This is a genomic window from Citrobacter sp. C348 (assembly GCF_047467975.1).
Taxonomy (GTDB): domain Bacteria; phylum Pseudomonadota; class Gammaproteobacteria; order Enterobacterales; family Enterobacteriaceae; genus Citrobacter; species Citrobacter gillenii.
The window spans coordinates 107,121-131,777 of the sequence record NZ_JASJUJ010000014.1; the positions used below are offsets into that span (position 1 = coordinate 107,121).

Below are 24,657 nucleotides of genomic sequence, written 5' to 3' on the forward strand. Positions count from 1 at the left end.
AATCATGAGTCAGAATACAGCCAATCCGGCAACCCTACGCTTACCTTTTAAAGAAAAACTCGCCTATGGGATGGGTGATTTAGGCTCCAATATCCTGCTGGATATTGGCACGCTTTATTTACTCAAGTTTTATACCGATGTTCTTGGTTTACCAGGAACTTATGGCGGTATCATTTTCCTTATCGCCAAGTTTTTTACCGCATTTACCGATATGGGCACCGGGATTATGCTCGATTCACGCCGCAAAATCGGTCCGAAGGGTAAATTCCGACCGTTCGTGCTTTACGCGGCCTTCCCAGTTACGCTCCTGGCTATCGCCAACTTCGTCGGTACGCCATTTGAAATCACCGGAAAAACGGTGATGGCAACGGTGCTGTTTATGCTGTACGGACTGTTCTTCAGTATGATGAACTGCTCTTACGGCGCGATGGTGCCCGCAATAACGAAAAACCCGGATGAACGAGCTTCCCTTGCCGCCTGGCGCCAGGGCGGTGCCACGCTCGGCCTGCTGCTGTGCACCGTCGGCTTCGTGCCGGTGATGAACCTGATCGAAGGCAACTCACAGCTGGGTTATATCTTCGCCGCCACGCTGTTCTCCCTGTTCGGCCTGCTGTTTATGTGGCTGTGCTATGCGGGTGTGAAAGAGCGCTACGTTGAAGTAAAGCCGGTAGATACAACGCAAAAACCGGGACTACTGCAATCCTTCCGCGCCATCGCCGGCAACCGCCCACTGTTTATTCTGTGCATTGCCAACCTGTGCACGCTCGGTGCGTTTAACGTCAAGCTGGCAATTCAGGTGTATTACACCCAGTACGTATTGAACGACCCGATCCTGCTCTCCTGGATGGGCTTTTTCAGCATGGGCTGTATCTTCATCGGCGTCTTCCTGATGCCGGGAATGGTCCGACGCTTTGGTAAGAAGAAGGTCTATATCGGTGGCCTGCTGATTTGGGTGGCGGGCGATCTGCTCAACTACTTCTTTGGCGGCGGGTCGGTGAGCTTTGTCGCCTTCTCCTGTCTGGCCTTCTTTGGTTCGGCGTTTGTTAACAGCCTGAACTGGGCGCTGGTCTCTGACACGGTGGAATATGGCGAATGGCGCACCGGCGTGCGCTCTGAAGGGACGGTATACACCGGATTCACCTTCTTCCGTAAAGTCTCGCAGGCGCTGGCGGGGTTCTTCCCCGGTTGGATGCTGACGCAGATTGGCTACGTGCCTAACGTGGTGCAATCGGCGGGTACCGTCGAAGGTTTACGCCAGCTGATTTTTATTTATCCGTGCGCCCTGGCAGTCATCACCATCGTGGCAATGGGCTGCTTCTACAACCTTAACGAGAAGATGTATGTCCGTATCGTTGAAGAGATAGAAGCGCGTAAACAACCCGTTTGATAATAATAATGAATAGCGCCCTACGGGGCGTTATTAAGGAGCGATTATGTCTGACCATGATCCGCTAACGTTAAAACTGAGCCTGCGTGAAAAACTCGCCTACGGAGTGGGTGACTTCGGCTCAAATTTGATGCTGTGTATCGGCACGCTGTATCTGCTTAAATTTTATACCGATGAGCTTGGGATGCCTGCATATTACGGCGGGATAATCTTTCTGGTGGCGAAGTTCTTCACCGCCTTTACCGATATGCTGACCGGCGTATTACTGGACTCACGGCGTAATATTGGCGTAAAAGGGAAATTCAGACCCTTTATTTTATATGCGTCGTTTCCTGTCGCCCTGGTTGCCAGCGCGCAGTTTTTAGCCACCGATTTTACGCTAACGGTAAAAACGGGACTGGCAACGGTGCTGTTTATGCTGTTTGGCCTGTTCTATAGCCTGATGAACTGCTCTTACGGGGCGATGGTTCCCGCCATCACCAAAAACCCTCATGAGCGCGCCCAGCTTGCCGCCTGGCGTCAGGGTGGCGCCACGGTCGGACTGCTGCTGTGTACCGTGGGCTTTATGCCGATTCAGGCGCTGTTTACCAGCACACCTTCGCTTGGCTATCTGATTGCTGCGCTGATCTTCTCGGTTTGCGGTTTGTTCAGTATGTGGTGGTGCTTTAGCGGGGTGAAAGAGCGCTATATCGAAATCATGCCGGACCATCATAAGCCCAGTATTCTCAAATCGTTCCGCGCGATTTTCCACAATCCTCCTCTGCTGGTGCTGTGTATTGCTAACCTGTGTACGCTGGCGGCGTTTAACATCAAACTGGCGATTCAGGTCTATTACACCCAGTACGTGCTCAACGATATCCATCTGCTGTCATGGATGGGTTTTTTCAGTATGGGATGCATTCTGATTGGCGTACTGCTGGTCCCTACAACCGTGAAACGTTTCGGTAAAAAACAGGTTTATCTCGGCGGCCTGGCATTGTGGGCTCTCGGCGATGTGCTGAACTTTTTCTGGGGCGGGACGTCGTTCTTGTTTGTCACTTTCTCATGCATGGCCTTCTTCGGTACCGCTTTTGTTAACAGCCTGAACTGGGCGCTGGTCCCGGATACCGTTGACTATGGTGAATGGAAAACCGGGATTCGCGCCGAGGGGTCGGTTTATACTGGTTATACCTTTTCACGAAAAATTTCTGCCGCGCTGGCTGGGTTTTTGCCGGGAATTATGCTGACGCAAATCGGCTATGTCCCCAACATAGCCCAGAGCGAGACCACTTTGCTCGGTTTGCGCCAGCTTATTTTTCTCTGGCCATGTGGGCTTGCCATCATTGCAGCCTTCACCATGGGTTTATTTTATAAACTCAATGAAACTCGCTTTGCTTTTATTATCGAGGAAATCAGTCAACGGAAGAAAAACAATTTCAAACCTGATACTGAGAGTCATAAAAATAATACCTCTGCTGTAAACGTATAAAAATGATTGCCGCTTTCTCCATCTCTATGGATGGCGGCTTCCCTACGCTTATAAAATGGATTTATTATGAAAAAGTTGAATACAATAATTCTTTTATCCTCTGTCGTCTCCACCTCTGTTTTTGCCGGTGCCTATGTGGAAAACCGCGAGGCATATAATCTGGCATCCGATCAGATGGAAGTCATGCTGCGCGTTGGCTATAACTCCGATATGGGTGCGGGTATCATGCTCACTAATACCTACACCATGCAACGCAAAGATGAGTTAAAGCATGGCTATAACGAAATAGAAGGCTGGTATCCATTATTCAAGCCGACAGATAAACTGACTATTCAACCCGGTGGACTGATTAACGATAAGAGTATTGGCTCCGGCGGCGCAGTATATCTGGATGTGAATTATAAGTTTACGCCCTGGTTTAACCTTACAGTACGTAATCGATATAATCATAACAACTACAGCTCAACCGATTTAAACGGCGATCTGGATAACAACGATACCTATGAGATTGGCAACTATTGGAACTTCAGTATTACGGATAAGTTTTCTTATACGTTTGAGCCACACTACTTTATGCGAGTCAATGATTTTAATAGTAGTAATGGTAAAGACCATCATTGGGAAATTACCAATACCTTTAAATATCGCATCAACGAGCACTGGCTGCCCTATCTTGAATTACGCTGGTTAGATCGTAATGTGGAACCCTACCACCGGGAACAAAATCAGATTCGTGTCGGGGCAAAGTATTTCTTCTAAGCTCCTCTTTTGATAAAAAAGCCGCTGACAGTCCAAGTCAGCGGCTTTTTCATACTACCTGACGTAAACGCGCATCACGCCTGTTCCGCTTGTAGCATTTTCTTTCTTTCACTGATTCGCTTAACCAGCAGCACAGACACTATCGCACCGCAGAAAGCGAAGCAGGCCATAATACCAAACACAATTTTGTAGCCGATGAGCCCTGGGTTTAAATCCAGAATATATCCGTACATGCTGAAGCAGAACATCGCCGGGGCATAACCGATAAAGCTACCCAGCGCCATTGCCGCACCCGTTTGATTCTCTGCGATTTTGGCCTCACCAATCGGGGCAAAGAATACAGCGCGCTGAGTAAATACGATGGCGCCGAAGCCCAGCGTACACACCATGCCTAAATAAACGGGCATACTTTCATGCGGCAGAACGATCAGCAGCAACAGTGCCACTGTGCTGAGCATAAATGTGTAGCATAAATATTTACTCGGTGATTTCAGGATTTTATCTGAGATCAGTCCACCAATCGGGCCACCAACCATTTTCAGGCAATATTGGTTAATAATCCCATAAGCCCCCACCAGCGCGACGGGCAGCATATAAATGTTTTTCAGGAATGGGATAAAGAACGTCAATCCACAATACACGGCATAAACAAAGAAGACGTTAAACGCGATTAACCAAATAGTCTTATCTTTCAGAACCGACGACATACTTGGATTTTTCGGCGCATCTTCAGCATCATGGATTTTTGCCGCGGGAATTTCTTCTTTATCGTTCAGAACAAAGAAGATGATGATCCCGACCATAATGACAATTGCAGAGTAGAACCAGATTCCGGCCTTGAATCCCAACAGACCACTGCCAAACCAGGCAAAGACGGCCAGTGCAGAAAACGCGACAATCGTGTCCACAATACCGCGACCCGTTTCAAAAAAGCCGAACAGACGCCCTTGTTGTTCGCTGTTGCCGAGTCGGCTAACGGATTTTAATAACACCGGCCAGTTCATCATGTCGCAGGTAACACCAAACAACGCCCAGACAAAGAGGATCCCCCAATAGCCAGGCATGGTGGTCAAATAAACCCCCAGCAGCCCCGTGGCAATAAGGGAAAGAGACATAGTGTATTTACGTGGAAGTTTATCTGCAAAATAAATCGATAAGAAAAAACCCACGGTAGTTACAAATGAGTTCACCGACATTGCGTTACCAATCTGACCGTTAGTCAAATGGAAATATTCCTGCATCGGAATATAGAACGCATCTTTCAGTGAGGGTAATTTGTAAATTGTACCGCCACACAGTGTTAACAGGCTAAAAAGCGCCCATTTCTTTTTTGTGAGCATAGCATCCCCTAAATGATTAATTAAATCATTTCATTTAAAAAATAAAAGTCAGCCCATTCCCCTGGAATGGATTATGATTTGTAAAAAAAGGCGTTAGCGATTATTAATAAGTTAGAATGTGATGCGCCTCATTTTTAATTTGTTGTAGCACGCTACGCACAAATTGTATTTGTTGGATGGCATCATTTTTTTCTTTAATCAAACGTTCTTCGAGAAGTTCTGGCTCCGGTAGCGGCGTTTCGCTCATCTGGCGCCATGGGATCCAGGGATTATCCCCTTCATTGTCGAAACGAAATGCCGGGGCGTAATAATCCACTTCTTCTTCCAGCCCGTAAGCCGTTACCTGCGGCTTCTCATCACCTAAACAAATAAGTTTGGTCAGCAGATCTTTAAACGGCATATCCCCCTGACCCGAAGTACAGGCTTTATGACCCAGTCCCGCGTTCTCATTTACAATTAATGCATCTTTAATGTGCACCTGGGTAATATGCGGAGACATTGTGTCTAACGCCGTTAACGGATGCTCATTGGCATTGATCATATTGGCAAAATCAAACAGTAAAGAGAGCGATTCCATGTCACCGTTCTGAATCAACGATACCAGTTCATGGCTCTTTAAATCTTCATGCTGCTCTAAGGTAAAGGTCAGCCCGCTATCCTGATAGTGATCGCGCAAATATTTGATATCCTGTGCAATTATCGCAAGAACCGCCTGAAGATGACCTTCATAGCGCGGGTAAAACCTCACCGAAGAGGCGCCTGTTTTTAATGCGATAGCAACGGCCTGGTCAATGGCCTTTTTATCAGAAGAACTGGTCTCAATATGCAGATCAAGCTGTAACTGACGCGCTTTGTCGCCAAATGCTGACAGTGCTTCATCATTCATATTTTCAAGAGAATAACGCTCGCCATCAAGGACGTGGATTTTCACCCCACGCAGATTATTTTCACTGGCAATATCTAATAAATCATTCGGTAATATGCGCTCAACGCGCATATTCAAATGATAAGCATAAGCGTGAAGATAAAGAGGAAGATTATCTACCCGCGCCAGAATTTTATGTGCATTATCTTTAGTGACCATAAACGTACCTACAAGTTAATGAAGAGATCAACTGCTTCAAATCGCCAATACTCAATATCTATTTGTACGATGTTGCCATCGCTGTCAGCCCGGTGTTTTTCAATTAGAATGGCGGGCATTCCGGTAGAACCGCCAATAAACTTGCTAATGTCACCGGCCATCCTGACGGGTTTAAAAGCCAGTTTTTTGATTACCGTTTCTTTTTTATATTCATTTTCCCATACGGAGGAAAATGACTGGCTTTCAAGTTGTTCAATAAATCCCGGAGCGACTTTCGGGTTGATAAACGTTTCGTGGTAGAAAACTTTATGCCCTTCCAGCGCTCCCCAGCCTGTTATCCGATACAGTTCATCAGACGGTGTTGCTGACACCAGCGGCGCGGCAACGTCCGGGTACTGAGAAACCCGACTTTTCTCGATAAATCCCCAGGAAGGCTCTCTACCCTGCTCAAGCGCGGCGCGCTGAAAGCTTGCTGACAATTCCGGGCTGTAGTTAAAGCGTGCCTGGGTAACGAACCACCCTTTGCGATCCTTACGAAAGATTTTGGATTCAGACTCCAGGTTTAATAGCGCCTGACGTAACGTCATGCGCTTGATCCCCAGCAACTCTCCCAACTCCCTTTCCGAGGGCAGTTTTCCGCCTGGAGTGGTGATCCCATCTTTTAACCAACGATCTAACTTCTCTTTCGCATTCTCAACGGTCGACTGATTACTCGTCATTGTTTAATTCACTTGGTTTAAACCAGATGGTTTAATCATACGCTGACGATGAAAAAGAAAGCAAACACCCGCGTTGAGCTTTAGAAAAATTTGTGACCAAGCTCTCTTAAGCCAGACATCTTGAGGGGAGAGTATTTCTTGCGGCAGGGAATCAACGTAATCCCGCCGGGGACCAGGGATTGCGGGCAAAAAAAAACCCCACCTCTTAAGGCAGGGTCTTGTCATTAAAGCGCGTTAATTAGTCTTCTTTCGGACCACGCATCGCACGTTTACGATCGTTTTCAGTCAAGTGACGTTTACGGATACGGATAGAGGTCGGAGTAACTTCTACCAGTTCGTCGTCATCGATGAATTCCAGAGCCTGTTCCAGAGTCATTTTCTGAGCTGGAACCAGGGTGGTAGCTTCATCAGTACCGGAAGCACGCATGTTGGTCAGTTTCTTACCGGTCAGGCAGTTTACAGTCAGGTCGTTAGAACGACTGTGAATACCGATGATCTGGCCTTCGTAAACTTCTGCGCCGTGACCAAGGAACAGCTTACCGCGGTCCTGCAGGCTGAACAGTGCAAACGCAACTGCTTTACCCTGGCCGTTGGAGATCAGCACGCCGTTCTGACGCTGGCCCACTTCGCCCGGACGAACATCGTCGTAATGGCTGAAGGTGGAGTACAGCAGACCGGTACCGGAGGTCATGGTCATGAATTCTGAACGGAAGCCGATCAGACCACGGCTTGGGATCACGTAGTCGAGACGTACGCGGCCTTTACCATCTGGATTCATGTTTTTCAGGTCGCCTTTACGCTCGCCCAGTGCCTGCATAACAGAACCCTGGTGCTGCTCTTCGACGTCCAGCGTTACGTTTTCGAATGGCTCTTGTTTACGGCCATCGATTTCGCGGAAGATAACTTTCGGACGGGAAACCGCCATCTCGAAACCTTCACGACGCATGTTTTCAATCAGAACGGACAGGTGCAGTTCACCACGACCAGACACGCGGAATGCGTCTGCATCCGGAGTCTCTTCAACACGCAGTGCAACGTTGTGTACCAGTTCTTTTTTCAGGCGGTCAAGGATCTGACGAGAAGTAACGTACTTACCTTCTTTACCGCAGAACGGAGAGGTGTTTACGTTGAAGAACATGGTCACGGTCGGCTCATCAACAGACAGCGCCGGCAGCGCTTCAACATTCTGCGGATCGCAGATGGTGTCGGAGATGTTCAGTTCGCCCAGACCAGTGATCGCGATGATGTCGCCCGCTTCTGCAACGTCGCTCTCGATACGCTCAAGACCCAGATGGGTCAGAACTTTACCGACTTTACCGTTGCGAGTTTTGCCTTCGCTATCAATGATAGTGATCTGCTGGTTCGGTTTAACTTTACCGCGCTTGATGCGACCGATGCCGATAACACCCACGTAGTTGTTGTAGTCCAGCTGAGAGATTTGCATCTGCAGCGGGCCATCAAGGTCAACGTTCGGAGCCGGTACACGGTCAACGATGGTCTGATACAGCGGGGTCATGTCTTCCGCCATATCTTCGTGATCCAGACCTGCGATACCGTTCAGCGCTGAAGCGTAAACGATCGGGAAGTCCAGCTGTTCGTCGGTCGCGTCGAGGTTAACGAACAGGTCGAATACCTGGTCAACAACCCAGTCAGGACGCGCGCCAGGACGGTCAACTTTGTTGATAACAACAATTGGCTTCAGGCCATGAGCAAAGGCTTTTTTGGTCACGAAGCGCGTCTGCGGCATCGGACCGTCCATTGCATCAACCACCAGCAGCACGGAGTCTACCATGGACATTACACGTTCAACTTCGCCACCGAAGTCGGCGTGTCCCGGGGTATCAACGATGTTGATACGGTAGTCATTCCACTTGATAGCGGTGTTTTTAGCGAGGATGGTAATCCCACGCTCTTTCTCCAAATCGTTGGAGTCCATCACGCGCTCTTGGGTTTCGGCACGAGAGTCGAATGTACCGGATTGTTGGAGCAGCTTGTCTACCAGGGTGGTTTTACCATGGTCTACGTGCGCGATGATGGCGATGTTACGCAAATTTTCGATCACAACTTTGCCTCAGGCATTTTAGAAATAGCGCGTTATTGTACACGGATTAATCGCAGTACAAAACAGGATCACAAACATCCTCCGCAAACAAGTATTGCAGAGTTTCTTTGTGATCACATTCACGGAGCGTTAAAAGGGGTATTCTCATGTCGGTTGCACCATTATAGTGCTTAATGTTCACATCAAAGCACTATAATGGTGCAATACAACCTTCATGGTGCAACCCCTTTGCACGATGATGCGCATGATAACGCCTTTTGGGGGCAATTTAAAAGTTGGCACAGATTTCGCTTTATATTTTTTACGGCGACACGGCCAATTTTTGCAGAATTGAAGACCTCGTTACCACGACGACAATGACCAATCCGGGAGAGTAAGTATGTCCGCTGAACACGTTTTGACGATGCTGAACGAACACGAAGTGAAGTTTGTTGATTTGCGCTTCACTGACACTAAAGGTAAAGAACAGCACGTCACGATTCCTGCTCATCAGGTAAATGCCGAATTCTTTGAAGAAGGCAAAATGTTTGACGGCTCCTCAATCGGTGGCTGGAAAGGCATTAACGAATCAGACATGGTTCTGATGCCAGATGCTTCTACTGCACTCATTGACCCGTTCTTTGAAGAGTCTACTCTGATCATCCGTTGCGATATCCTGGAACCGGGTACGCTTCAGGGCTATGACCGCGACCCGCGCTCCATCGCAAAACGCGCTGAAGAATATCTGCGTGCTACCGGCATCGCAGACACCGTGCTGTTCGGGCCAGAGCCAGAATTCTTCCTGTTCGACGACATCCGTTTCGGCAGCTCTATTTCCGGTTCCCACGTCGCTATCGATGATATCGAAGGCGCATGGAACTCCTCCACCAAATATGAAGGTGGTAACAAAGGTCATCGCCCTGGCGTGAAAGGCGGTTACTTCCCGGTTCCTCCGGTCGATTCTTCCCAGGACATCCGTTCTACCATGTGTCTGGTCATGGAAGAGATGGGCCTTGTCGTTGAAGCGCATCACCACGAAGTAGCGACTGCGGGCCAGAACGAAATCGCTACCCGCTTTAACACTATGACCAAAAAAGCGGACGAAATTCAGATCTACAAATATGTGGTTCACAACGTTGCACACCGTTTCGGCAAAACCGCGACCTTTATGCCAAAACCGATGTTCGGCGATAACGGTTCCGGTATGCACTGCCACATGTCTCTGTCCAAGAACGGCGTAAACCTGTTCTCCGGTGACAAATATGCGGGTCTGTCTGAGCAGGCGCTGTTCTACATCGGTGGCGTTATCAAACACGCCAAAGCCATCAACGCCCTGGCGAACCCAACCACTAACTCCTACAAGCGTCTGGTCCCGGGTTACGAAGCACCGGTTATGCTGGCGTACTCTGCCCGTAACCGTTCTGCCTCTATCCGTATCCCAGTCGTTGCCTCTCCGAAAGCACGCCGTATTGAAGTGCGCTTCCCGGACCCGGCGGCTAACCCGTACCTGTGCTTTGCAGCACTGCTGATGGCCGGTCTTGATGGTATCAAGAACAAGATCCACCCGGGCGAAGCAATGGACAAAAACCTGTACGACCTGCCACCGGAAGAAGCAAAAGAGATCCCACAGGTTGCTGGCTCTCTGGAAGAAGCACTGAACGAACTTGATCTGGACCGCGAGTTCCTGACTGCAGGCGGCGTGTTCACCAATGAAGCGATCGATGCGTACATTACGCTGCGTCGCGAAGAAGATGACCGCGTGCGCATGACCCCGCACCCGGTAGAGTTTGAGTTGTACTACAGCGTTTAATCGTTTGAGTTGTACTTTCCAGATAAGGTCGCGTCACGCGCTGGCGCGATAACCTGGAATTGAGTTGCCGTGGAAACTTTCAGCCCATCACACGATGGGCTTTTTTCTCCGCCAACGAACTGATCCTTCGCGCTTTTTCTACGTGAAAGCTATAATGCACTAAATTGGTGCAACCTTTTTCAGGAGACTGCTGAATGGCAACCGGCACGCTGCCCGATGCTGGGCAGATCCTCAATTCGTTAATTAACAGCATTTTACTTGTCGACGATGAGCTGGCGGTGCATTACGCCAACCCCGCGGCACAACAGCTGCTGGCCCAAAGTTCCCGCAAACTGTTCGGCACGCCGCTTTCTGAACTGCTGAGTTATTTCTCATTAAACATTGGGCTGATGCGAGAGAGCCTGGAGGCGGGCCAGGGCTTTACGGACAACGAAGTGACGCTGGTGATAGATAGCCACTCGCATATCCTCTCTGTGACCGCTCAGAGGCTGCCTGATGGCCTGATCCTGCTGGAGATGGCCCCCATGGATAACCAGCGCCGTCTGAGCCAGGAGCAGCTCCAGCATGCCCAGCAAATAGCCGCCCGCGATCTGGTACGTGGTCTGGCGCATGAAATTAAAAATCCGTTGGGTGGATTACGCGGTGCAGCGCAGCTGCTCAGTAAAGCGCTCCCGGATCCAGCGCTCAAGGAATATACCCAAGTCATTATTGAGCAGGCAGACCGCCTGCGTAACCTGGTTGACCGCCTGCTGGGGCCACAGCAACCCGGTATGCACATCACGGAAAGTATTCACAAGGTGGCAGAGCGCGTGGTGGCGCTGGTGTCGATGGAACTCCCGGAAAACGTGACGTTGATCCGCGATTACGACCCGAGCCTGCCAGAAATACTGCACGATCCCGACCAGATAGAACAAGTTCTGCTGAATATTGTGCGTAATGCGCTACAGGCGCTGGGACCGGAAGGTGGCGAGATTATTCTGCGCACCCGCACCGCGTTTCAGCTCACCTTGCACGGCATGCGTTACCGCCTGGCGGCGCGCATTGACGTTGAGGATAACGGTCCGGGTATTCCTCCACATTTACAGGATACGCTGTTCTACCCAATGGTCAGCGGTCGCGAGGGGGGAACCGGGCTGGGATTATCTATCGCCCGTAATTTGATTGATCAACATTCCGGCAAAATTGAATTTACCAGTTGGCCGGGTCATACCGAGTTCTCGGTTTACCTGCCTATCAGGAAATAGAGGTGACGTTTATGCAACGAGGAATAGTCTGGGTCGTTGATGACGATAGTTCCATCCGTTGGGTGCTTGAACGTGCGCTCGCAGGGGCAGGACTCAGCTGCACTACATTTGAAAGCGGTAAAGAGGTACTGGACGCGCTCGCCAGTAAAACGCCGGACGTGCTGTTGTCGGATATCCGCATGCCGGGGATGGACGGCCTGACGCTGTTAAAACAGATTAAACAGCGTCATCCGATGCTCCCGGTCATCATCATGACGGCGCACTCCGATCTGGACGCCGCCGTCAGCGCCTACCAACAAGGGGCGTTCGATTACCTGCCCAAGCCGTTTGATATTGACGAAGCCGTGGCGCTGGTCGAACGCGCCATAAGCCATTATCAGGAACAGCAGCAGCCGCGTAATGTTCAGATCAACGGCCCCACCACCGATATCATTGGTGAAGCCCCAGCGATGCAGGATGTCTTTCGCATAATTGGCCGGCTTTCCCGCTCTTCAATTAGCGTCTTGATCAACGGTGAGTCCGGGACCGGTAAAGAGTTGGTCGCTCATGCTCTTCACCGTCACAGCCCGCGTGCCAAATCGCCATTTATCGCCCTTAACATGGCGGCAATTCCGAAGGATTTAATCGAATCTGAACTGTTTGGCCACGAAAAAGGCGCCTTTACCGGCGCCAATACCATTCGTCAGGGACGCTTCGAGCAGGCGGACGGCGGCACGCTGTTTCTCGATGAAATTGGTGATATGCCGCTGGACGTGCAAACGCGATTGCTGCGTGTATTAGCCGACGGACAATTTTACCGCGTCGGCGGCTATGCGCCGGTGAAGGTGGACGTGCGCATTATCGCGGCTACACACCAGAATCTGGAACTGCGGGTGCAGGAAGGCAAGTTCCGCGAGGACTTATTCCACCGACTGAACGTTATTCGCGTCCATTTACCCCCGCTGCGCGAGCGACGGGAAGACATCCCCCGCCTGGCACGTCATTTCCTGCAGGAAGCCGCCCACGAGTTGGGTGTCGAAGCCAAGCAGTTACACCCCGAAACCGAGGCCGCGCTGACGCGTCTGGCCTGGCCGGGGAACGTTCGTCAACTCGAGAACACCTGCCGCTGGTTAACCGTGATGGCCGCCGGACAGGAAGTGCTGATTCAGGACCTGCCGGCTGAGCTATTTGAAGCAAGCGTTCCGGACGCGCCCTCACATATGCAGCCGGACAGCTGGGCAACTCTGCTGGCGCAATGGGCTGACCGGGCGCTACGTTCCGGTCATCAAAACTTACTCTCTGAAGCGCAGCCTGAAATGGAACGCACGCTGTTAACCACCGCGCTACGCCATACTCAGGGCCATAAACAGGAAGCGGCGCGCTTACTCGGATGGGGGCGTAATACCCTGACGCGTAAGTTAAAAGAGCTTGGCATGGAGTGAGAAATTGTCGCTGTGTAAAGATTGATAATTGAGCGCAAACTGCTGCTATTTTGAGCTTTACTGTTCCGATGAGTTAAGTATGATCGTGCCCGGAAAACGGGGGGAAGTCATCATGCTGGAATCAATTATTAATCTGCTGTCGAGCGGCTCAGTTGAAAGCCATACGCCACAAACTGCGGTTGCCGCCGTGCTGTGTGCGGCGCTGGTTGGGCTGTTTAGCTGACGATGTGCCGGATGGCGCTAACGCTTATCCGGCCTACAGGTTATCGCAACGTGTAGGCCCGGTAAGCAAAGCGCCACCGGGCAACGCCATTAAATCACCCGTGAGAACTGCTGCATCCGCGCTTTCTGGCGCAGGTAAGCATCAAAGCACATGCAAATATTGCGGATCAGCAGACGGCCTTTTGGCGTCACCTGAATCCCCTTCTCATTCACATCCACCAGCCCATCTTTCGCCAGCGGAGCCAACAGCTTCAGGTCTTCAGCAAAATAGTCAGCAAAGTTCAGGTCCCATTGCTGTTCTACAACGGCGTAGTCGAGGCGGAAGTTGCAGATCAGTAGCTTAATCACATCCCGGCGAATACAGTCATCACGCGTCAACGCGATACCGCGCCACAGCGCATTCCCCTGCTCGTCCACCTGCTGATAATAGTGCTTCAGCTCTTTTTGGTTCTGTGCGTAGTTGTCGCCAATCATGCTGATGGCGGAGACGCCCATGCCCAGCAGGTCGGTATCGCCCTGGGTGGTATAGCCCTGGAAATTACGGTGCAGAACGCCCTCTCGCTGAGCAATCGCCAGCTCGTCATCCGGACGGGCAAAGTGATCCATCCCAATGAACTGATAGCCCGTTTCAGTCAGCGAGGAGATGGTCTCCTGCAGAATATCCAGCTTCTGCTGCGGGCTGGGCAAGTCAGCATCTTTAATTTTACGCTGCGCGGCAAACAACGTTGGCAGGTGCGCATAGTTAAAGACGCTCAGGCGATCGGGGTTGAGCTCCGCCACCCGCTTCAGGGTAAAGGCAAAGCTTTCGGGCGTCTGTTTTGGCAGACCATAGATAAGGTCAATGTTGGTCGAGGTAAAGCCAATCTCACGTGCACGATTAATCAGCGCAAAGATAAACTCCTCGTCCTGCTCACGGTTTACCAGGCGCTGAACTTCTTTGTTGAAGTCTTGCACCCCCATGCTCAGGCGGTTAAAGCCTTCAGCACGTAAATGATCGATAACATCAAGTTCGATTTCACGCGGATCCACTTCGATCGAGATTTCTGCATCCGCGTTAAAATCGAAGTTATCACGCAGCAGTGTCATTAAGCGGCTAATCTGCGCTTTATTCAGATAGGTTGGCGTGCCGCCGCCCCAGTGCAACTGGCTGACATGACGGCCGGCAAACAGCGGCGCGCGATGAATAATCTCTTGTTCTAAAACGTCCAGATATTGATCGGCCTTATGCTGCTGGCGGGTCACAATTTTGTTGCAGCCGCAGAAATAGCACAATTTATGGCAGAACGGGATATGGACGTACAAAGAGAGTGGACGTTCAGGGTAACGCGCTACGGCTTGCAGAAATGCTTCAGCACCGTAGTCTGCAGAAAACTCCAGCGCGGTCGGATACGAGGTGTATCGTGGCCCGGAATAGTTATATTTCTGGATCAGGGCCAGGTCCCAGTCGATTAGCTGCTCAGACATGCTCACTCCTTCCGATGGCGTTTCTGGCGGGTACGGCGTACCGGCTTACCCCCACTGCGAGTGATAAGCCGGTTGCGCAGCCACTTTTGGCGCCGCGACAATCGCTGTAGTTTAACGAATAACCACACCAGATAACATATAACCGGAAGGGTTATAAGCAGGACGGGAAGACCCACGGTACAAAACCGTTAGTTACCGCCCTTCAGCAGGCGCATCATGTCTTCCTGCTTTTCTTCTTCTTCGTCAATTTCTTCGTCATCATCGTAAGAGAGCCCCAGTTTCTGCATCAACTCATCGATGCGATCCAGCTTGGCATCCACCCAAGACTGATCTTCAGCACTCAGGATCTCTCCCACTTCAAGACGTTCCAGCAGCGCATCCAGGCGCTCATCCGTTTCCAGTAAATCCAACTCAGCCTGTGGTGAAAGCATAGGTTTCTCACTCTTCGGTTTGTGCTGTTTGGTGACTTTTTCAGTCACACCCAATGCAATGGGAGTTTTACTGCCAATACGAGGATCTTTGTGCTTGTTTTGGTTTCCGCCACCTGATGCGCCGTCGCTGCCGGCCGCACGGCTACCTGCCGCAAGACCACGGTGTTTTTTCTGACGCTTACGGTCGCGAGCTTCCAGGTTAATTTCTTCGCGTGTTTTACGACGCGCCTTTGCAGGACCTTTACCGCGTGGTGTAGAAGTTGATTTCATCATGATTCGTCTTTGGCTGTTTTTATTCAGTATATAATTGCGCCGGAATCTAGCAGAAATAAAGAAAAAAGGCGACAGAGTAATCTGTCGCCTTTTTTCCTGACTCTCAACCCTTAACGGGCCCTACAATCCCTGTCGGCTATCAACACACCCTGTTTTTCCCTTAGCCAGAAACATTCCGTGTCGTTTCCATTTCCTTTTACTAACGTCTCCGGACGTTTGTCTTCCTGACAATCCTGCGTCTTCGCCTCCTGGCGCTCCTGACCCTCATCCTGAGTCGTTTATCCTGTTAGCTCCCTCGCTATGAACGCTACTTTACTCTTTTGGGTTACGCGCACAAGTAACCGACTTAACAGTTTCGGTTATTCAGAATATTGTTTAATCGTAATCACATGATTTATTTAATTTATGTTGTTATACACTCTCTCATCTCGCATAAATACTATCGGCAATGTCTCACAAAGCCCGCGCTTTTAACTTACATAACCCGCGCGTCGAAAAATCCGCCTTTTGCTGGTGTTCAGGTATAATCGCGGCAAAGCCTTGATTGATGGAGACGACCACGTTGACTAACTTGAATTATCAACAGACGCATTTTGTGATGAGTGCGCCTGATATTCGCCATTTACCTTCCGATACGGGAATTGAAGTGGCTTTTGCTGGCCGTTCCAACGCAGGCAAATCCAGCGCACTGAATACCCTGACAAATCAAAAGGGTCTGGCACGTACATCTAAAACGCCGGGCCGTACTCAGCTCATCAACTTGTTTGAAGTGGTTGACGGTAAACGTCTGGTTGACTTGCCGGGATACGGGTATGCCGAAGTTCCGGAAGAGATGAAGCGCAAATGGCAGCGCGCGCTGGCAGAATATCTGGAGAAACGTCAAAGCCTGCAAGGTTTAGTCGTACTGATGGATATTCGCCATCCACTGAAAGATCTCGATCAGCAGATGATTTTGTGGGCCGTAGAGAGCAACGTCCAGGTGCTGGTATTACTGACCAAAGCGGACAAACTAGCCAGCGGTGCACGCAAAGCACAGTTGAATATGGTGCGTGAAGCCGTGCTGGCATTTAATGGCGACGTACAGGTAGAAGCATTCTCATCGCTGAAAAAGCTGGGCGTGGATAAACTGCGTCAGAAACTGGATACCTGGTTTAGCGAACTGGCACCTATTGAAGAGATGCAGGACGGGGAATAACCCACCGATATGCCGGATGGCGCCGCTGCGCGTCTTATCCGGCCTACAGATCTTTATTTTTGCTCTAAATAATTCGAGTTGCATAAAGGCGGCGACACAGCAAATCCCCAGGAGCTTACATCAGTAAGTGACTGGGGTGAGCGAGGAAGCCAACGCGTATGCAGCTTGAAGTATGACGAGCACAATAAAAAACGCCCCAGTCATTACTGACTGGGGCGGCTAAAATATTCAGCCAAATCCGATTACGTGAAGTAAAAGGTCTGAAAGATAGAACATCTTACCTCTGTACCCTACGCGAATAACTTTACTCTTTTTTGAGCAACGCACAAAGCACTTTTTGTAATTTTTTTTCATTCCCGGCATAGGGAATTCTAATGGTCATCACAAAAAGCGCTAACTTATGTTGCTTAGTTACAAAAAGAGCGCGTTATTCAGCAAACCCTTAGTGCGCTTGATCCCAGTTTTCACCGCTTCCGACTTCCACCAGCAACGGCACATCAATTCGCGTACCGTTCTCCATCAGCTGATGGATTTTTTTCGAGACGCTATCGAGATCATCTTTGTGCACTTCAAACACCAGTTCATCATGTACCTGCATGATCATACGTACGCGAGGCTGTTCGGTTTGCAGCCAGCCGTCTACGGCAATCATCGCGCGCTTAATAATGTCCGCAGCGGTGCCTTGCATCGGGGCGTTAATCGCCGCACGTTCAGCACCTGCACGACGCGCACCATTACTGGATTTGATATCCGGTAAATAGAGACGACGTCCTTCCAGCGTTTCAACGTACCCTTGCTCTTTTGCCTGCGCACGCGTGCGTTCCATATATTCCAGTACGCCCGGGTAGCGTTCGAAATAGAGATCCATGTACTTCTGCGCTTCTTTGCGTGGAATATTGAGCTGGCGTGCAAGACCGAAGGCGCTCATGCCGTAGATCAGACCAAAGTTGATGGCCTTCGCGCTACGGCGCTGTTCACTGGTCACGGAATCAAGCGGTAAGCCAAAGACCTCTGCAGCCGTGGCGCGGTGAATGTCCTTTCCTTCGGCAAAGGCGGTAAGCAGCCCCTTATCACGCGAGAGGTGCGCCATAATGCGTAGCTCAATCTGCGAGTAGTCCGCCGAGACAATGACATAATCTTCTGGTGCAATAAATGCCTGGCGAATACGGCGTCCTTCCTCATTACGCACCGGAATATTTTGCAGGTTAGGATCGGTAGAAGACAAACGCCCGGTCGCCGTAACGGCCTGATGATAAGAGGTATGCACACGGCCAGTTTTCGGGTTGATCATCAGCGGAAGTTTATCTGTATAGGTAGACTTCAATTTTGCCAGCCCACGATATTCCAGAATCACCTTCGGCAGCGGATAATCCAGCGCCAGCTCTTCCAGTACTTCTTCCGACGTTGATGGCACGCCACCCGGCGTTTTCTTCAGCGGCTTGATGCCCTGTTTTTCAAACAGAATGGTTTGCAGCTGCTTAGGAGAAGAGAGGTTAAACGCCTCCCCGGCTATCTCATGCGCTTTTTGCTCCAGTTCGTTCAAACGCAGCGTCAGCTCTGCAGAATGCTTGTGCAATACGGCAGGATCGATTTTCACTCCGTTACGCTCGACGCGAGACAGCACCGGGACCAGCGGCATATCGATATTCTCGAAGACGTTGAGCGGCCCTTTATGTTTTTGCAGCTCTGGCCACATTTTCAGATGCAGCTGTAGCGTAACGTCGGCATCTTCTGCGGCATAGAGACCCGCTTCTTCCAGCGCAATCTGGTTAAAAGTCAGCTGATTTTTACCTTTCCCGGCAATCTCTTCAAAGGTGATGGTTTTATGTTTCAGCCAGCGGTCAGACAGGCTGTCCATATCGTGTCGCCCGGCAACGCTGTTAAGAATGTAGGATTCGAGCATGGTATCAAAGACGATACCGCGCAGTTCGATACCGTAGTTCGCCAGGATGCCACGGTCATACTTCAGGTTTTGCCCAACTTTATGCGCTTTTTCGTCTTCCAGTAGCGGCTTCAGCAGCGTCAGTGCCCGATCACGGGAAATTTGGTCAGGGGCATCCAGGTAGTCATGGGCGACAGGGACATACGCCGCCACACCCGGTTCAATAGCGAAAGAGAACCCCACCAGATTCGCGGAGATATTGTCCAGGCTGTCGGTTTCGGTATCAAAAGCAAAGACCGGCGCTTTTTTCAGCTTCGCAATCCACGCTTCCAGCGTCGTCTCGTCCAGAATCGTCACATAGTTATCGTATGAGAGAACCGTGGCGGGCTCCTCAGGCGTTTCATCAATAACGATGGTTTCCTGTGGTTTTGCCGCAGGTTTTGTGCCTTTTGCCTGCAGCCATTTCCCGGCTTCAACGTCGGTGACCCAACGTTTGAACTCATATTGTTTGAACAGATTTAACAGCTCGTCCGCTGCAGGTTGTCGTACTTCCAGCTGCTCGCAGGTTAATTCCAGCTCGACATCCGTTTTGATGGTTGCCAGCTTATAAGAGAGGTAAGCCACCTCTTTATTCTGCTCGAGCTTGCCAGCCATGGTTTTTGCGCCACGGAACGTCAGGCCTGCTATTTTTTCTGATTCAGCATAGAGCGTGTCCAGCCCACCCAGACCCTGGAGTAACGCCTGAGCCGTCTTTTCACCCACGCCCGGCACGCCAGGAATGTTATCGGAAGAGTCGCCCATCAGCGCCAGGAAGTCGATAATCAGTTCCGGCGGCACGCCATACTTATTTACCACCTCATCCGGGCCGAGGATCGTATTGGTCATGGTGTTGATGAGGGTGATATTCGGCGTCACCAGCTGAGCCATGTCTTTATCACCGGTACTGATCAGCACCGGACGGCCAATTTGCTCTGCTTCACGCGCCAGCGTACCGATAACGTCGTCCGCTTCCACGCCTGAAACAGCCAGCAGGGGTAACCCCATGGCTTTTACCATCGCGTGCAGCGGTTCAATCTGCGCGCGTAGATCGTCTGGCATCGGCGGACGATGCGATTTGTAGTGCTCGAATAATTCATCACGGAAGGTTTTACCCTTGGCGTCGAATACCACCGCTGCATGCGTCGGCTTATATTGCAAAATCAAGCTACGCAGCATGTTGAGGACCCCGTACATCGCGCCCGTAGGCTCTCCTGCGCTGTTGGTCAGCGGTGGGAACGCATGGTATGCGCGATACAGGTAAGATGAGCCATCTACAAGGATAAGGGGGTTTTCTGGGATCTGAACCATAATGTCCGTGCCTGTTTATCAGATTATGGGTAAAGGATGCCACAGACAGGATGAAAACATGAGTTTTTCGCCGCATTTGTCGAAAAACTTTTGCAGATCTTCTGCGTTGTTCGCAATATGAGCTGTGGATAAGTTTGTGAATAAATAATTTTCAGCCCTTTAAATACAGCAAGATAATTTATGATTCATAATAATTATTCATATTTTTCATTATGTTATTTCATGCAGTAGAATTTTATATCATCTTTTCAGCTTATAGCTGGATGTGGATAGATATTCCCTTTTTTTCTATTCAGCGAAGATCCATCATTTGGTTCGTTTTCTGATAAAATTAGCCCCTTGCGCCCTTTTAGCGCACTATTTATGGCTAACCTTTTGAATAATTTAATTATGGCGAGAATACTCGCCGCGATAACGCTGCTGCTGAGTATCGCATTGACCATATTGGTCACGATTTTATGTTCCGTGCCAATCATCCTGGCCGGAGTTGTAAAACTGCTTTTGCCTATTCCTTTCGTCTGGCGCAAGGTGTCCCTCTTTTGTAATTTCATGATGTACTGCTGGTGTGAAGGTCTGGCGCTATTGCTACACCTTAATCCACGACTGAAGTGGGATGTTGAGGGGCTGGAAGGTCTGAGCAAGAAAAATTGGTATCTGCTCATCTGTAATCACTACAGCTGGGCTGACATCGTTGTGCTTTGCGTTTTGTTTCGTAAGCATATCCCGATGAATAAATACTTTCTTAAACAGCAGTTAGCCTGGGTGCCTTTTATTGGTCTGGCATGTTGGGCGTTGGATATGCCATTTATGAAACGCTATTCGCGCGGTTATTTACTCCGTCACCCTGAACGACGTGGTAAAGATGTGGAAACAACACGCCTTTCTTGTGAGAAGTTTCGTGTGCATCCAACAACGATCGTGAATTTTGTCGAAGGATCACGGTTCACCCACGAGAAATGCCAGCAGACCCGATCTCCCTATAAAAACCTGCTGCCACCTAAGGCTGCCGGTATTGCGATGGCGCTGAATGTCTTAGGATCGCAATTCGATAAGTTGCTGAACGTCACGCTGTGTTATCCGCAAAACAGCAGCCATCCTTTCTACGACATGCTGAGCGGTAAGTTAACGCGCATTGTAGTACGGGTGAATCTGGAGCCGGTGAAAGAGGAATTACACGGTGATTACGTTAATGATAAAGGGTTTAAGCGTCGGTTCCAGCTGTGGCTGAATACGCTCTGGGCCGAGAAAGATACGCAAATAGACGCGATTAAAGCCTCAACTAAAAAAGCCGGTCTCTGACCGGCTTTTTCGTTTACTTCTGGCCTACCAGATATTTCACGGTATCGGCATACTGCTGTACAAAGATATCCATGCTGCTGGTATCCATGCCTTGCGGATTCACCTGATATTTGCCATTCACAAACATCGCCGGAACCCCCTGCAGTTGCAGATCGGCAGCCGCTTTTTCCTGCTGCGCGACCAGTGATTTCACCACGAAGCTGTTCCATGCCGCATCATAGTCTTCACCTTTAATACCCGCATCAACAAATACTTTACGGATATCAGCGGTAGACTGGACGGTCTGAGTTTTCTGCACCGCTTCAAACAACGGTACTGTGACCTTATCTTCTACGCCCAGCGCCAGCGCAACCGCCCACGCCTGCGTCAGATCTTTGCCCAGAGGTCCCAAAAACTCAACGTGGTATTTGGTCATCTTGGTGCCTTCAGGCAGTTTTTTCTTCACGTTATCAGACACGTGAAGCACTTCTTCAAACTGGTAGCAATGCGGGCAGTAGAAGGAGAAGAACTCCAACACCTGCGGTTCACCCGCAATAGGCTTTTCCAGTGTGATGTACTGCTTACCATCCTGGAACTGCGCTGCCGATGCGCTAAAAGCTAAAACCATACCAGCCAGCGCCAGCCATATTTTTTTCATATCCATGTCTCTCCGATTAATACATTGGCGTTAATTGTAAGGGGGGTTGTTGCAGAATTTTTGCCTGCTCAATAAAGGTCGCCGTCTGACGGTGCCAGTAATCTTCTCCGGTTAACCACGGGAAGTTTTTTGGAAACGCAGGATCATCCCAACGTCGAATCAGCCAGGCTAGATAATAAACTAAACGCATGGCGCGTAAAGGTTCTATGAGTCCTAATTCAGCGACGTCGAACTCAGTAAACTCTTCATAAGCTTCGATAATGGTTTCAAGCTGCATGCGCTGCTCGGCTTTATCACCATTAAGCAGCATCCATAAATCCTGAATGGCCGGGCCATTGCGGGCATCATCTAAATCGACAAACATCGGACCATCGCGCCACAGAATATTTCCGGCATGACAGTCACCGTGCAGGCGCAGAGTGTCAAAACGCGTATGCCACCGTTCGGTAACCACGGTGATAAGCGCATCCGTTGCTTTCAGAAATGCCGCTTTTTGCCCTGATGGAATAATCGGTGCACTGTCGAAAAGTTTACGCGGTTCAATCAGATACTCGTCGAGACCAATGGTCGGTCGAAAAGCAAAAGGCTGTTTTCGCCCGGTTTGATGCAGACGCCCGAGATAGCGGCCAACCGACTCCATTTGATCGATATTGTCGGCTTCAAACTGTCGACCTCCTACGCTGGGGAATATCGCATAGTGGAACCCTTGATGCCCCAGTAACGTCTGACCATCAAAAACCATCGGCGCCGCAACCGGCACGTCATCACGCACCAGTTCCAGTACAAACTGATGTTCTTCCTGTATTTGATCAACGGACCAACGCTCAGGGCGGTAAAACTTTACGACAAAGCGTCGACGGTCTTCGTCCTGGAATTGGTAGACACGGTTTTCATAGCTGTTGAGCGGGGTAAGCCCGGAATCCACCCGGATCCCCTGCTCAAACAGCGCATCCATGATGGTATCCGGGTGTAGCGTTTGGAAAGTAAAAGCGTTGTTATTCATCCCATCATCCGGAAATTACTACGAATGATTCAGGATATCATTTCGCAGCACTTTCGGTGGCGGCGATTACAAGCTTTTACTCTTTAATTACGCCACGAGCGCGCAGCAATGCGGTTTTAAAGTCTTCTTCATAATCTTTCTGAATACCTGGGATCACCGCATCCTTCGCTGAGTCACGCATTTTCAGGTGATAGATCAGAATGTCATCAGTTAAATCCGCCAGTTCTCCGTCAAAACCTGACTCTTTCGCCAGTTTCTGTAAAAATTGCATCAGATTAAGATCGGGTTCTTTCTGCCAGGCTGGCTGGAGGAGTTCAATAACTTCATTCAGACGTTTACATTTCATGGTTGTGCTCCTTACGCTTAATACAGATACGTTAGCAGGGTCAATCCCACATTAAAAGAGGCGATATCAGTGATTCTGGATAGTGCAATTACAGGGGTTGTCCTGGCGGGCGGTAAGGCCAGGCGGATGGGGGGTGCAGATAAAGGACTGCTTGAGCTGGACGGCAAACCTTTGTGGCGGCACGTCGCCGATGCGCTCGCCTTACAGGTCGAGACCGTTGTGGTTAATGCCAATCGCCATCAGGATATTTATCAGCAAAGTGGTCTGAAAGTTATCCCTGATTCATTGCCTGATTTCCCTGGCCCGCTGGCCGGAATGCTGTCGGTATTTTTACAACTGGCAGGTGACTGGTTTTTATTCTGCCCCTGCGATATGCCCTATATTCCCCACAACCTGGTCGCAAGACTGGCAGAACAGCGCCAAAATGCGCCGGTGGTGTGGGTGCATGATGGGGAGCGGGATCACCCGACAATTGCGCTGATGCACAGAGCAATGCAGCCGTTACTGCAGGAGTATCTTCAGGCAGGTGAACGACGGGTGATGGTCTTTATGCGCCAGGCCGGCGGACACGCCGTCGATTTTAGCGATCATAAAGATGCGTTTGTGAATGTGAACACACCTGAAGAATTGGCCAGATGGCAGGATAAATCATGATCCCATTGCTCGGTATTGCCGCATGGAGCGGCACAGGAAAAACCACACTGCTCAAAAAACTGATCCCGGAACTGTGCGCCAAAGGCATTCGTCCAGGATTAATTAAGCATACCCACCACAACATGGACGTAGATAAACCCGGCAAGGATAGCTATGAGTTACGTAAAGCTGGCGCCGCGCAAACACTGGTCGCCAGCCAGCAGCGCTGGGCGCTGATGACGGAAACGCCGGAAGAGTCTACGCTGGATTTAGCCTATCTGGTGAGCCGGATGGATGCTTCAACCTTAGATCTGGTGCTGGTGGAAGGTTTTAAGCATGAGCCTGTCGCAAAGATCCTGCTATTTCGTGAGGGTTGCGGGCATGGTGCAGAAGAATTGACGATTGATGAGTATGTTGTTGCAGTTGCCAGTGATGTTCCACTTGAAGTGGGTGTTCCATTGTTAGATATCAACGACGTACAACAAATTGCAGGGTTTGTTACGCAATGGATAAGATGATAACTACGATGTTACGATGTGCCTGATGCGCTGCGCTTATCAGGCCTACAAAATATGTTCAGTCCGGCGTAGGCAGGATAAGGCGGCACGCCGCATCCGGCAGTTTTCACTTTGCACAGACGCAAAAAAGCCCG

At 50.1% G+C, this 24,657-nt stretch carries 21 protein-coding genes and 1 pseudogene; 11 read left to right on the forward strand and 11 right to left on the reverse strand.

Going from position 1 to position 24,657, the window contains the following annotated elements; genetic code table 11:
- Positions 1-4 precede the first annotated feature (4 nt).
- From QNN86_RS21645 to ompL, 3 genes are all read left to right on the forward strand, one after another.
- Positions 5-1,387 (forward strand): MFS transporter, encoded by a 1,383-nt coding sequence (locus tag QNN86_RS21645; protein WP_182270655.1) that lies wholly within the window; start codon positions 5-7, stop codon positions 1,385-1,387.
- 46 nt (positions 1,388-1,433) lie between these two features.
- On the forward strand, positions 1,434-2,855 hold the full coding sequence (locus tag QNN86_RS21650; protein ID WP_181618162.1) for an MFS transporter: 1,422 nt from the start codon (positions 1,434-1,436) through the stop codon (positions 2,853-2,855).
- A 66-nt stretch (positions 2,856-2,921) separates the two neighbouring features.
- Positions 2,922-3,614 (forward strand): porin OmpL, encoded by a 693-nt coding sequence (gene ompL / locus QNN86_RS21655; RefSeq protein ID WP_174361459.1) that lies wholly within the window; start codon positions 2,922-2,924, stop codon positions 3,612-3,614.
- A 74-nt stretch (positions 3,615-3,688) separates the two neighbouring features.
- On the opposite strand, the gene QNN86_RS21660 is transcribed toward ompL, so the two are convergent.
- The 4 genes from QNN86_RS21660 to typA form a co-directional block, all read right to left on the reverse strand.
- Positions 3,689-4,954, reverse strand: a complete 1,266-nt coding sequence (locus tag QNN86_RS21660) for an MFS transporter (protein WP_182270656.1) — start codon at positions 4,952-4,954, stop codon at positions 3,689-3,691.
- A gap of 103 nt (positions 4,955-5,057) precedes the next feature.
- Complete coding sequence (locus QNN86_RS21665; protein WP_414212314.1) at positions 5,058-6,038, reverse strand: sugar phosphate isomerase/epimerase family protein; 981 nt, start codon at positions 6,036-6,038, stop codon at positions 5,058-5,060.
- An 8-nt stretch (positions 6,039-6,046) separates the two neighbouring features.
- The gene (locus QNN86_RS21670) at positions 6,047-6,757 is read right to left on the reverse strand and encodes a GntR family transcriptional regulator (protein WP_096758881.1); all 711 of its coding nucleotides are present in this window, start codon (positions 6,755-6,757) and stop codon (positions 6,047-6,049) included.
- A gap of 238 nt (positions 6,758-6,995) precedes the next feature.
- Positions 6,996-8,819 (reverse strand): ribosome-dependent GTPase TypA, encoded by a 1,824-nt coding sequence (gene typA, locus QNN86_RS21675; RefSeq protein WP_181498745.1) that lies wholly within the window; start codon positions 8,817-8,819, stop codon positions 6,996-6,998.
- 379 nt (positions 8,820-9,198) lie between these two features.
- Here typA and glnA point away from each other — a divergent pair, with 379 nt between their 5' ends.
- The 4 genes from glnA (at position 9,199) to QNN86_RS21695 (ending at position 13,496) form a co-directional block, all read left to right on the forward strand.
- Positions 9,199-10,608 carry a glutamate--ammonia ligase gene (glnA, locus tag QNN86_RS21680; protein ID WP_096758883.1) on the forward strand — a complete coding sequence of 470 codons (1,410 nt, stop codon included), beginning with the start codon at positions 9,199-9,201 and terminating at the stop codon, positions 10,606-10,608.
- Between the two features lie 194 nt (positions 10,609-10,802).
- Entirely contained in the window at positions 10,803-11,852 is a 1,050-nt protein-coding gene (gene glnL / locus QNN86_RS21685; RefSeq protein ID WP_115259821.1) for a nitrogen regulation protein NR(II), read from the forward strand.
- A gap of 11 nt (positions 11,853-11,863) precedes the next feature.
- Entirely contained in the window at positions 11,864-13,273 is a 1,410-nt protein-coding gene (gene glnG, locus QNN86_RS21690; RefSeq protein WP_414212315.1) for a nitrogen regulation protein NR(I), read from the forward strand.
- 112 nt (positions 13,274-13,385) lie between these two features.
- Complete coding sequence (locus QNN86_RS21695) at positions 13,386-13,496, forward strand: YshB family small membrane protein (RefSeq protein WP_096758886.1); 111 nt, start codon at positions 13,386-13,388, stop codon at positions 13,494-13,496.
- Positions 13,497-13,585: 89 nt separating this feature from the next.
- On the opposite strand, the gene hemN is transcribed toward QNN86_RS21695, so the two are convergent.
- The 3 genes and pseudogenes from hemN to QNN86_RS21710 all read right to left on the reverse strand — a co-directional run bounded on the left by hemN (position 13,586) and on the right by QNN86_RS21710 (position 15,998).
- Positions 13,586-14,959: an oxygen-independent coproporphyrinogen III oxidase gene (gene hemN / locus QNN86_RS21700; protein WP_414212316.1), complete on the reverse strand. Its 1,374-nt coding sequence runs from the start codon at positions 14,957-14,959 to the stop codon at positions 13,586-13,588.
- Positions 14,960-15,147: 188 nt separating this feature from the next.
- The gene (gene yihI, locus QNN86_RS21705) at positions 15,148-15,663 is read right to left on the reverse strand and encodes a Der GTPase-activating protein YihI (protein WP_414212317.1); all 516 of its coding nucleotides are present in this window, start codon (positions 15,661-15,663) and stop codon (positions 15,148-15,150) included.
- A 110-nt stretch (positions 15,664-15,773) separates the two neighbouring features.
- Positions 15,774-15,998 (reverse strand): annotated as a pseudogene (locus tag QNN86_RS21710) (hypothetical protein).
- 227 nt (positions 15,999-16,225) lie between these two features.
- Between QNN86_RS21710 and yihA the strand changes: the two are divergent.
- Complete coding sequence (yihA, locus tag QNN86_RS21715; RefSeq protein ID WP_096759489.1) at positions 16,226-16,858, forward strand: ribosome biogenesis GTP-binding protein YihA/YsxC; 633 nt, start codon at positions 16,226-16,228, stop codon at positions 16,856-16,858.
- 442 nt (positions 16,859-17,300) lie between these two features.
- Here the strand turns inward: yihA and polA are convergent, their stop codons facing one another.
- Positions 17,301-20,087, reverse strand: a complete 2,787-nt coding sequence (polA, locus tag QNN86_RS21720) for a DNA polymerase I (protein ID WP_414212318.1) — start codon at positions 20,085-20,087, stop codon at positions 17,301-17,303.
- A 363-nt stretch (positions 20,088-20,450) separates the two neighbouring features.
- Between polA and QNN86_RS21725 the strand changes: the two genes are divergently transcribed.
- The gene (locus QNN86_RS21725; protein ID WP_181618168.1) at positions 20,451-21,386 is read left to right on the forward strand and encodes an acyltransferase; all 936 of its coding nucleotides are present in this window, start codon (positions 20,451-20,453) and stop codon (positions 21,384-21,386) included.
- A gap of 13 nt (positions 21,387-21,399) precedes the next feature.
- Here the strand turns inward: QNN86_RS21725 and dsbA are convergent, their stop codons facing one another.
- The 3 genes from dsbA to QNN86_RS21740 form a co-directional block, all read right to left on the reverse strand.
- Positions 21,400-22,023 (reverse strand): thiol:disulfide interchange protein DsbA, encoded by a 624-nt coding sequence (gene dsbA, locus QNN86_RS21730; RefSeq protein WP_096758891.1) that lies wholly within the window; start codon positions 22,021-22,023, stop codon positions 21,400-21,402.
- A 16-nt stretch (positions 22,024-22,039) separates the two neighbouring features.
- Complete coding sequence (locus tag QNN86_RS21735) at positions 22,040-23,026, reverse strand: serine/threonine protein kinase (protein ID WP_414212319.1); 987 nt, start codon at positions 23,024-23,026, stop codon at positions 22,040-22,042.
- Between the two features lie 76 nt (positions 23,027-23,102).
- Positions 23,103-23,372 (reverse strand): YihD family protein, encoded by a 270-nt coding sequence (locus QNN86_RS21740; RefSeq protein WP_042325406.1) that lies wholly within the window; start codon positions 23,370-23,372, stop codon positions 23,103-23,105.
- A 69-nt stretch (positions 23,373-23,441) separates the two neighbouring features.
- Here QNN86_RS21740 and mobA point away from each other — a divergent pair, with 69 nt between their 5' ends.
- Both mobA and mobB read left to right on the forward strand, forming a co-directional pair.
- On the forward strand, positions 23,442-24,026 hold the full coding sequence (mobA, locus tag QNN86_RS21745; RefSeq protein ID WP_181618170.1) for a molybdenum cofactor guanylyltransferase MobA: 585 nt from the start codon (positions 23,442-23,444) through the stop codon (positions 24,024-24,026).
- Positions 24,023-24,523 carry a molybdopterin-guanine dinucleotide biosynthesis protein MobB gene (mobB, locus tag QNN86_RS21750; protein ID WP_414212320.1) on the forward strand — a complete coding sequence of 167 codons (501 nt, stop codon included), beginning with the start codon at positions 24,023-24,025 and terminating at the stop codon, positions 24,521-24,523. The genes mobA and mobB overlap by 4 nt, the downstream gene beginning before the upstream one ends.
- The last annotated feature ends 134 nt before the right edge of the window (positions 24,524-24,657 follow it).

Coding starts and splice junctions, on each gene's coding strand:
- QNN86_RS21645 (WP_182270655.1), top strand. CDS start 5: ATGAGTCAGAATACAGCCAATCCGGCAACCCTACGCTTACCTTTTAAA.
- QNN86_RS21650 (WP_181618162.1), top strand. CDS start 1,434: ATGTCTGACCATGATCCGCTAACGTTAAAACTGAGCCTGCGTGAAAAA.
- ompL (WP_174361459.1), top strand. CDS start 2,922: ATGAAAAAGTTGAATACAATAATTCTTTTATCCTCTGTCGTCTCCACC.
- QNN86_RS21660 (WP_182270656.1), bottom strand. CDS start 4,954: ATGCTCACAAAAAAGAAATGGGCGCTTTTTAGCCTGTTAACACTGTGT.
- QNN86_RS21665 (WP_414212314.1), bottom strand. CDS start 6,038: ATGGTCACTAAAGATAATGCACATAAAATTCTGGCGCGGGTAGATAAT.
- QNN86_RS21670 (WP_096758881.1), bottom strand. CDS start 6,757: ATGACGAGTAATCAGTCGACCGTTGAGAATGCGAAAGAGAAGTTAGAT.
- glnA (WP_096758883.1), top strand. CDS start 9,199: ATGTCCGCTGAACACGTTTTGACGATGCTGAACGAACACGAAGTGAAG.
- glnL (WP_115259821.1), top strand. CDS start 10,803: ATGGCAACCGGCACGCTGCCCGATGCTGGGCAGATCCTCAATTCGTTA.
- glnG (WP_414212315.1), top strand. CDS start 11,864: ATGCAACGAGGAATAGTCTGGGTCGTTGATGACGATAGTTCCATCCGT.
- QNN86_RS21695 (WP_096758886.1), top strand. CDS start 13,386: ATGCTGGAATCAATTATTAATCTGCTGTCGAGCGGCTCAGTTGAAAGC.
- hemN (WP_414212316.1), bottom strand. CDS start 14,959: ATGTCTGAGCAGCTAATCGACTGGGACCTGGCCCTGATCCAGAAATAT.
- yihI (WP_414212317.1), bottom strand. CDS start 15,663: ATGATGAAATCAACTTCTACACCACGCGGTAAAGGTCCTGCAAAGGCG.
- polA (WP_414212318.1), bottom strand. CDS start 20,087: ATGGTTCAGATCCCAGAAAACCCCCTTATCCTTGTAGATGGCTCATCT.
- QNN86_RS21725 (WP_181618168.1), top strand. CDS start 20,451: ATGGCTAACCTTTTGAATAATTTAATTATGGCGAGAATACTCGCCGCG.
- dsbA (WP_096758891.1), bottom strand. CDS start 22,023: ATGAAAAAAATATGGCTGGCGCTGGCTGGTATGGTTTTAGCTTTTAGC.
- QNN86_RS21735 (WP_414212319.1), bottom strand. CDS start 23,026: ATGAATAACAACGCTTTTACTTTCCAAACGCTACACCCGGATACCATC.
- QNN86_RS21740 (WP_042325406.1), bottom strand. CDS start 23,372: ATGAAATGTAAACGTCTGAATGAAGTTATTGAACTCCTCCAGCCAGCC.
- mobB (WP_414212320.1), top strand. CDS start 24,023: ATGATCCCATTGCTCGGTATTGCCGCATGGAGCGGCACAGGAAAAACC.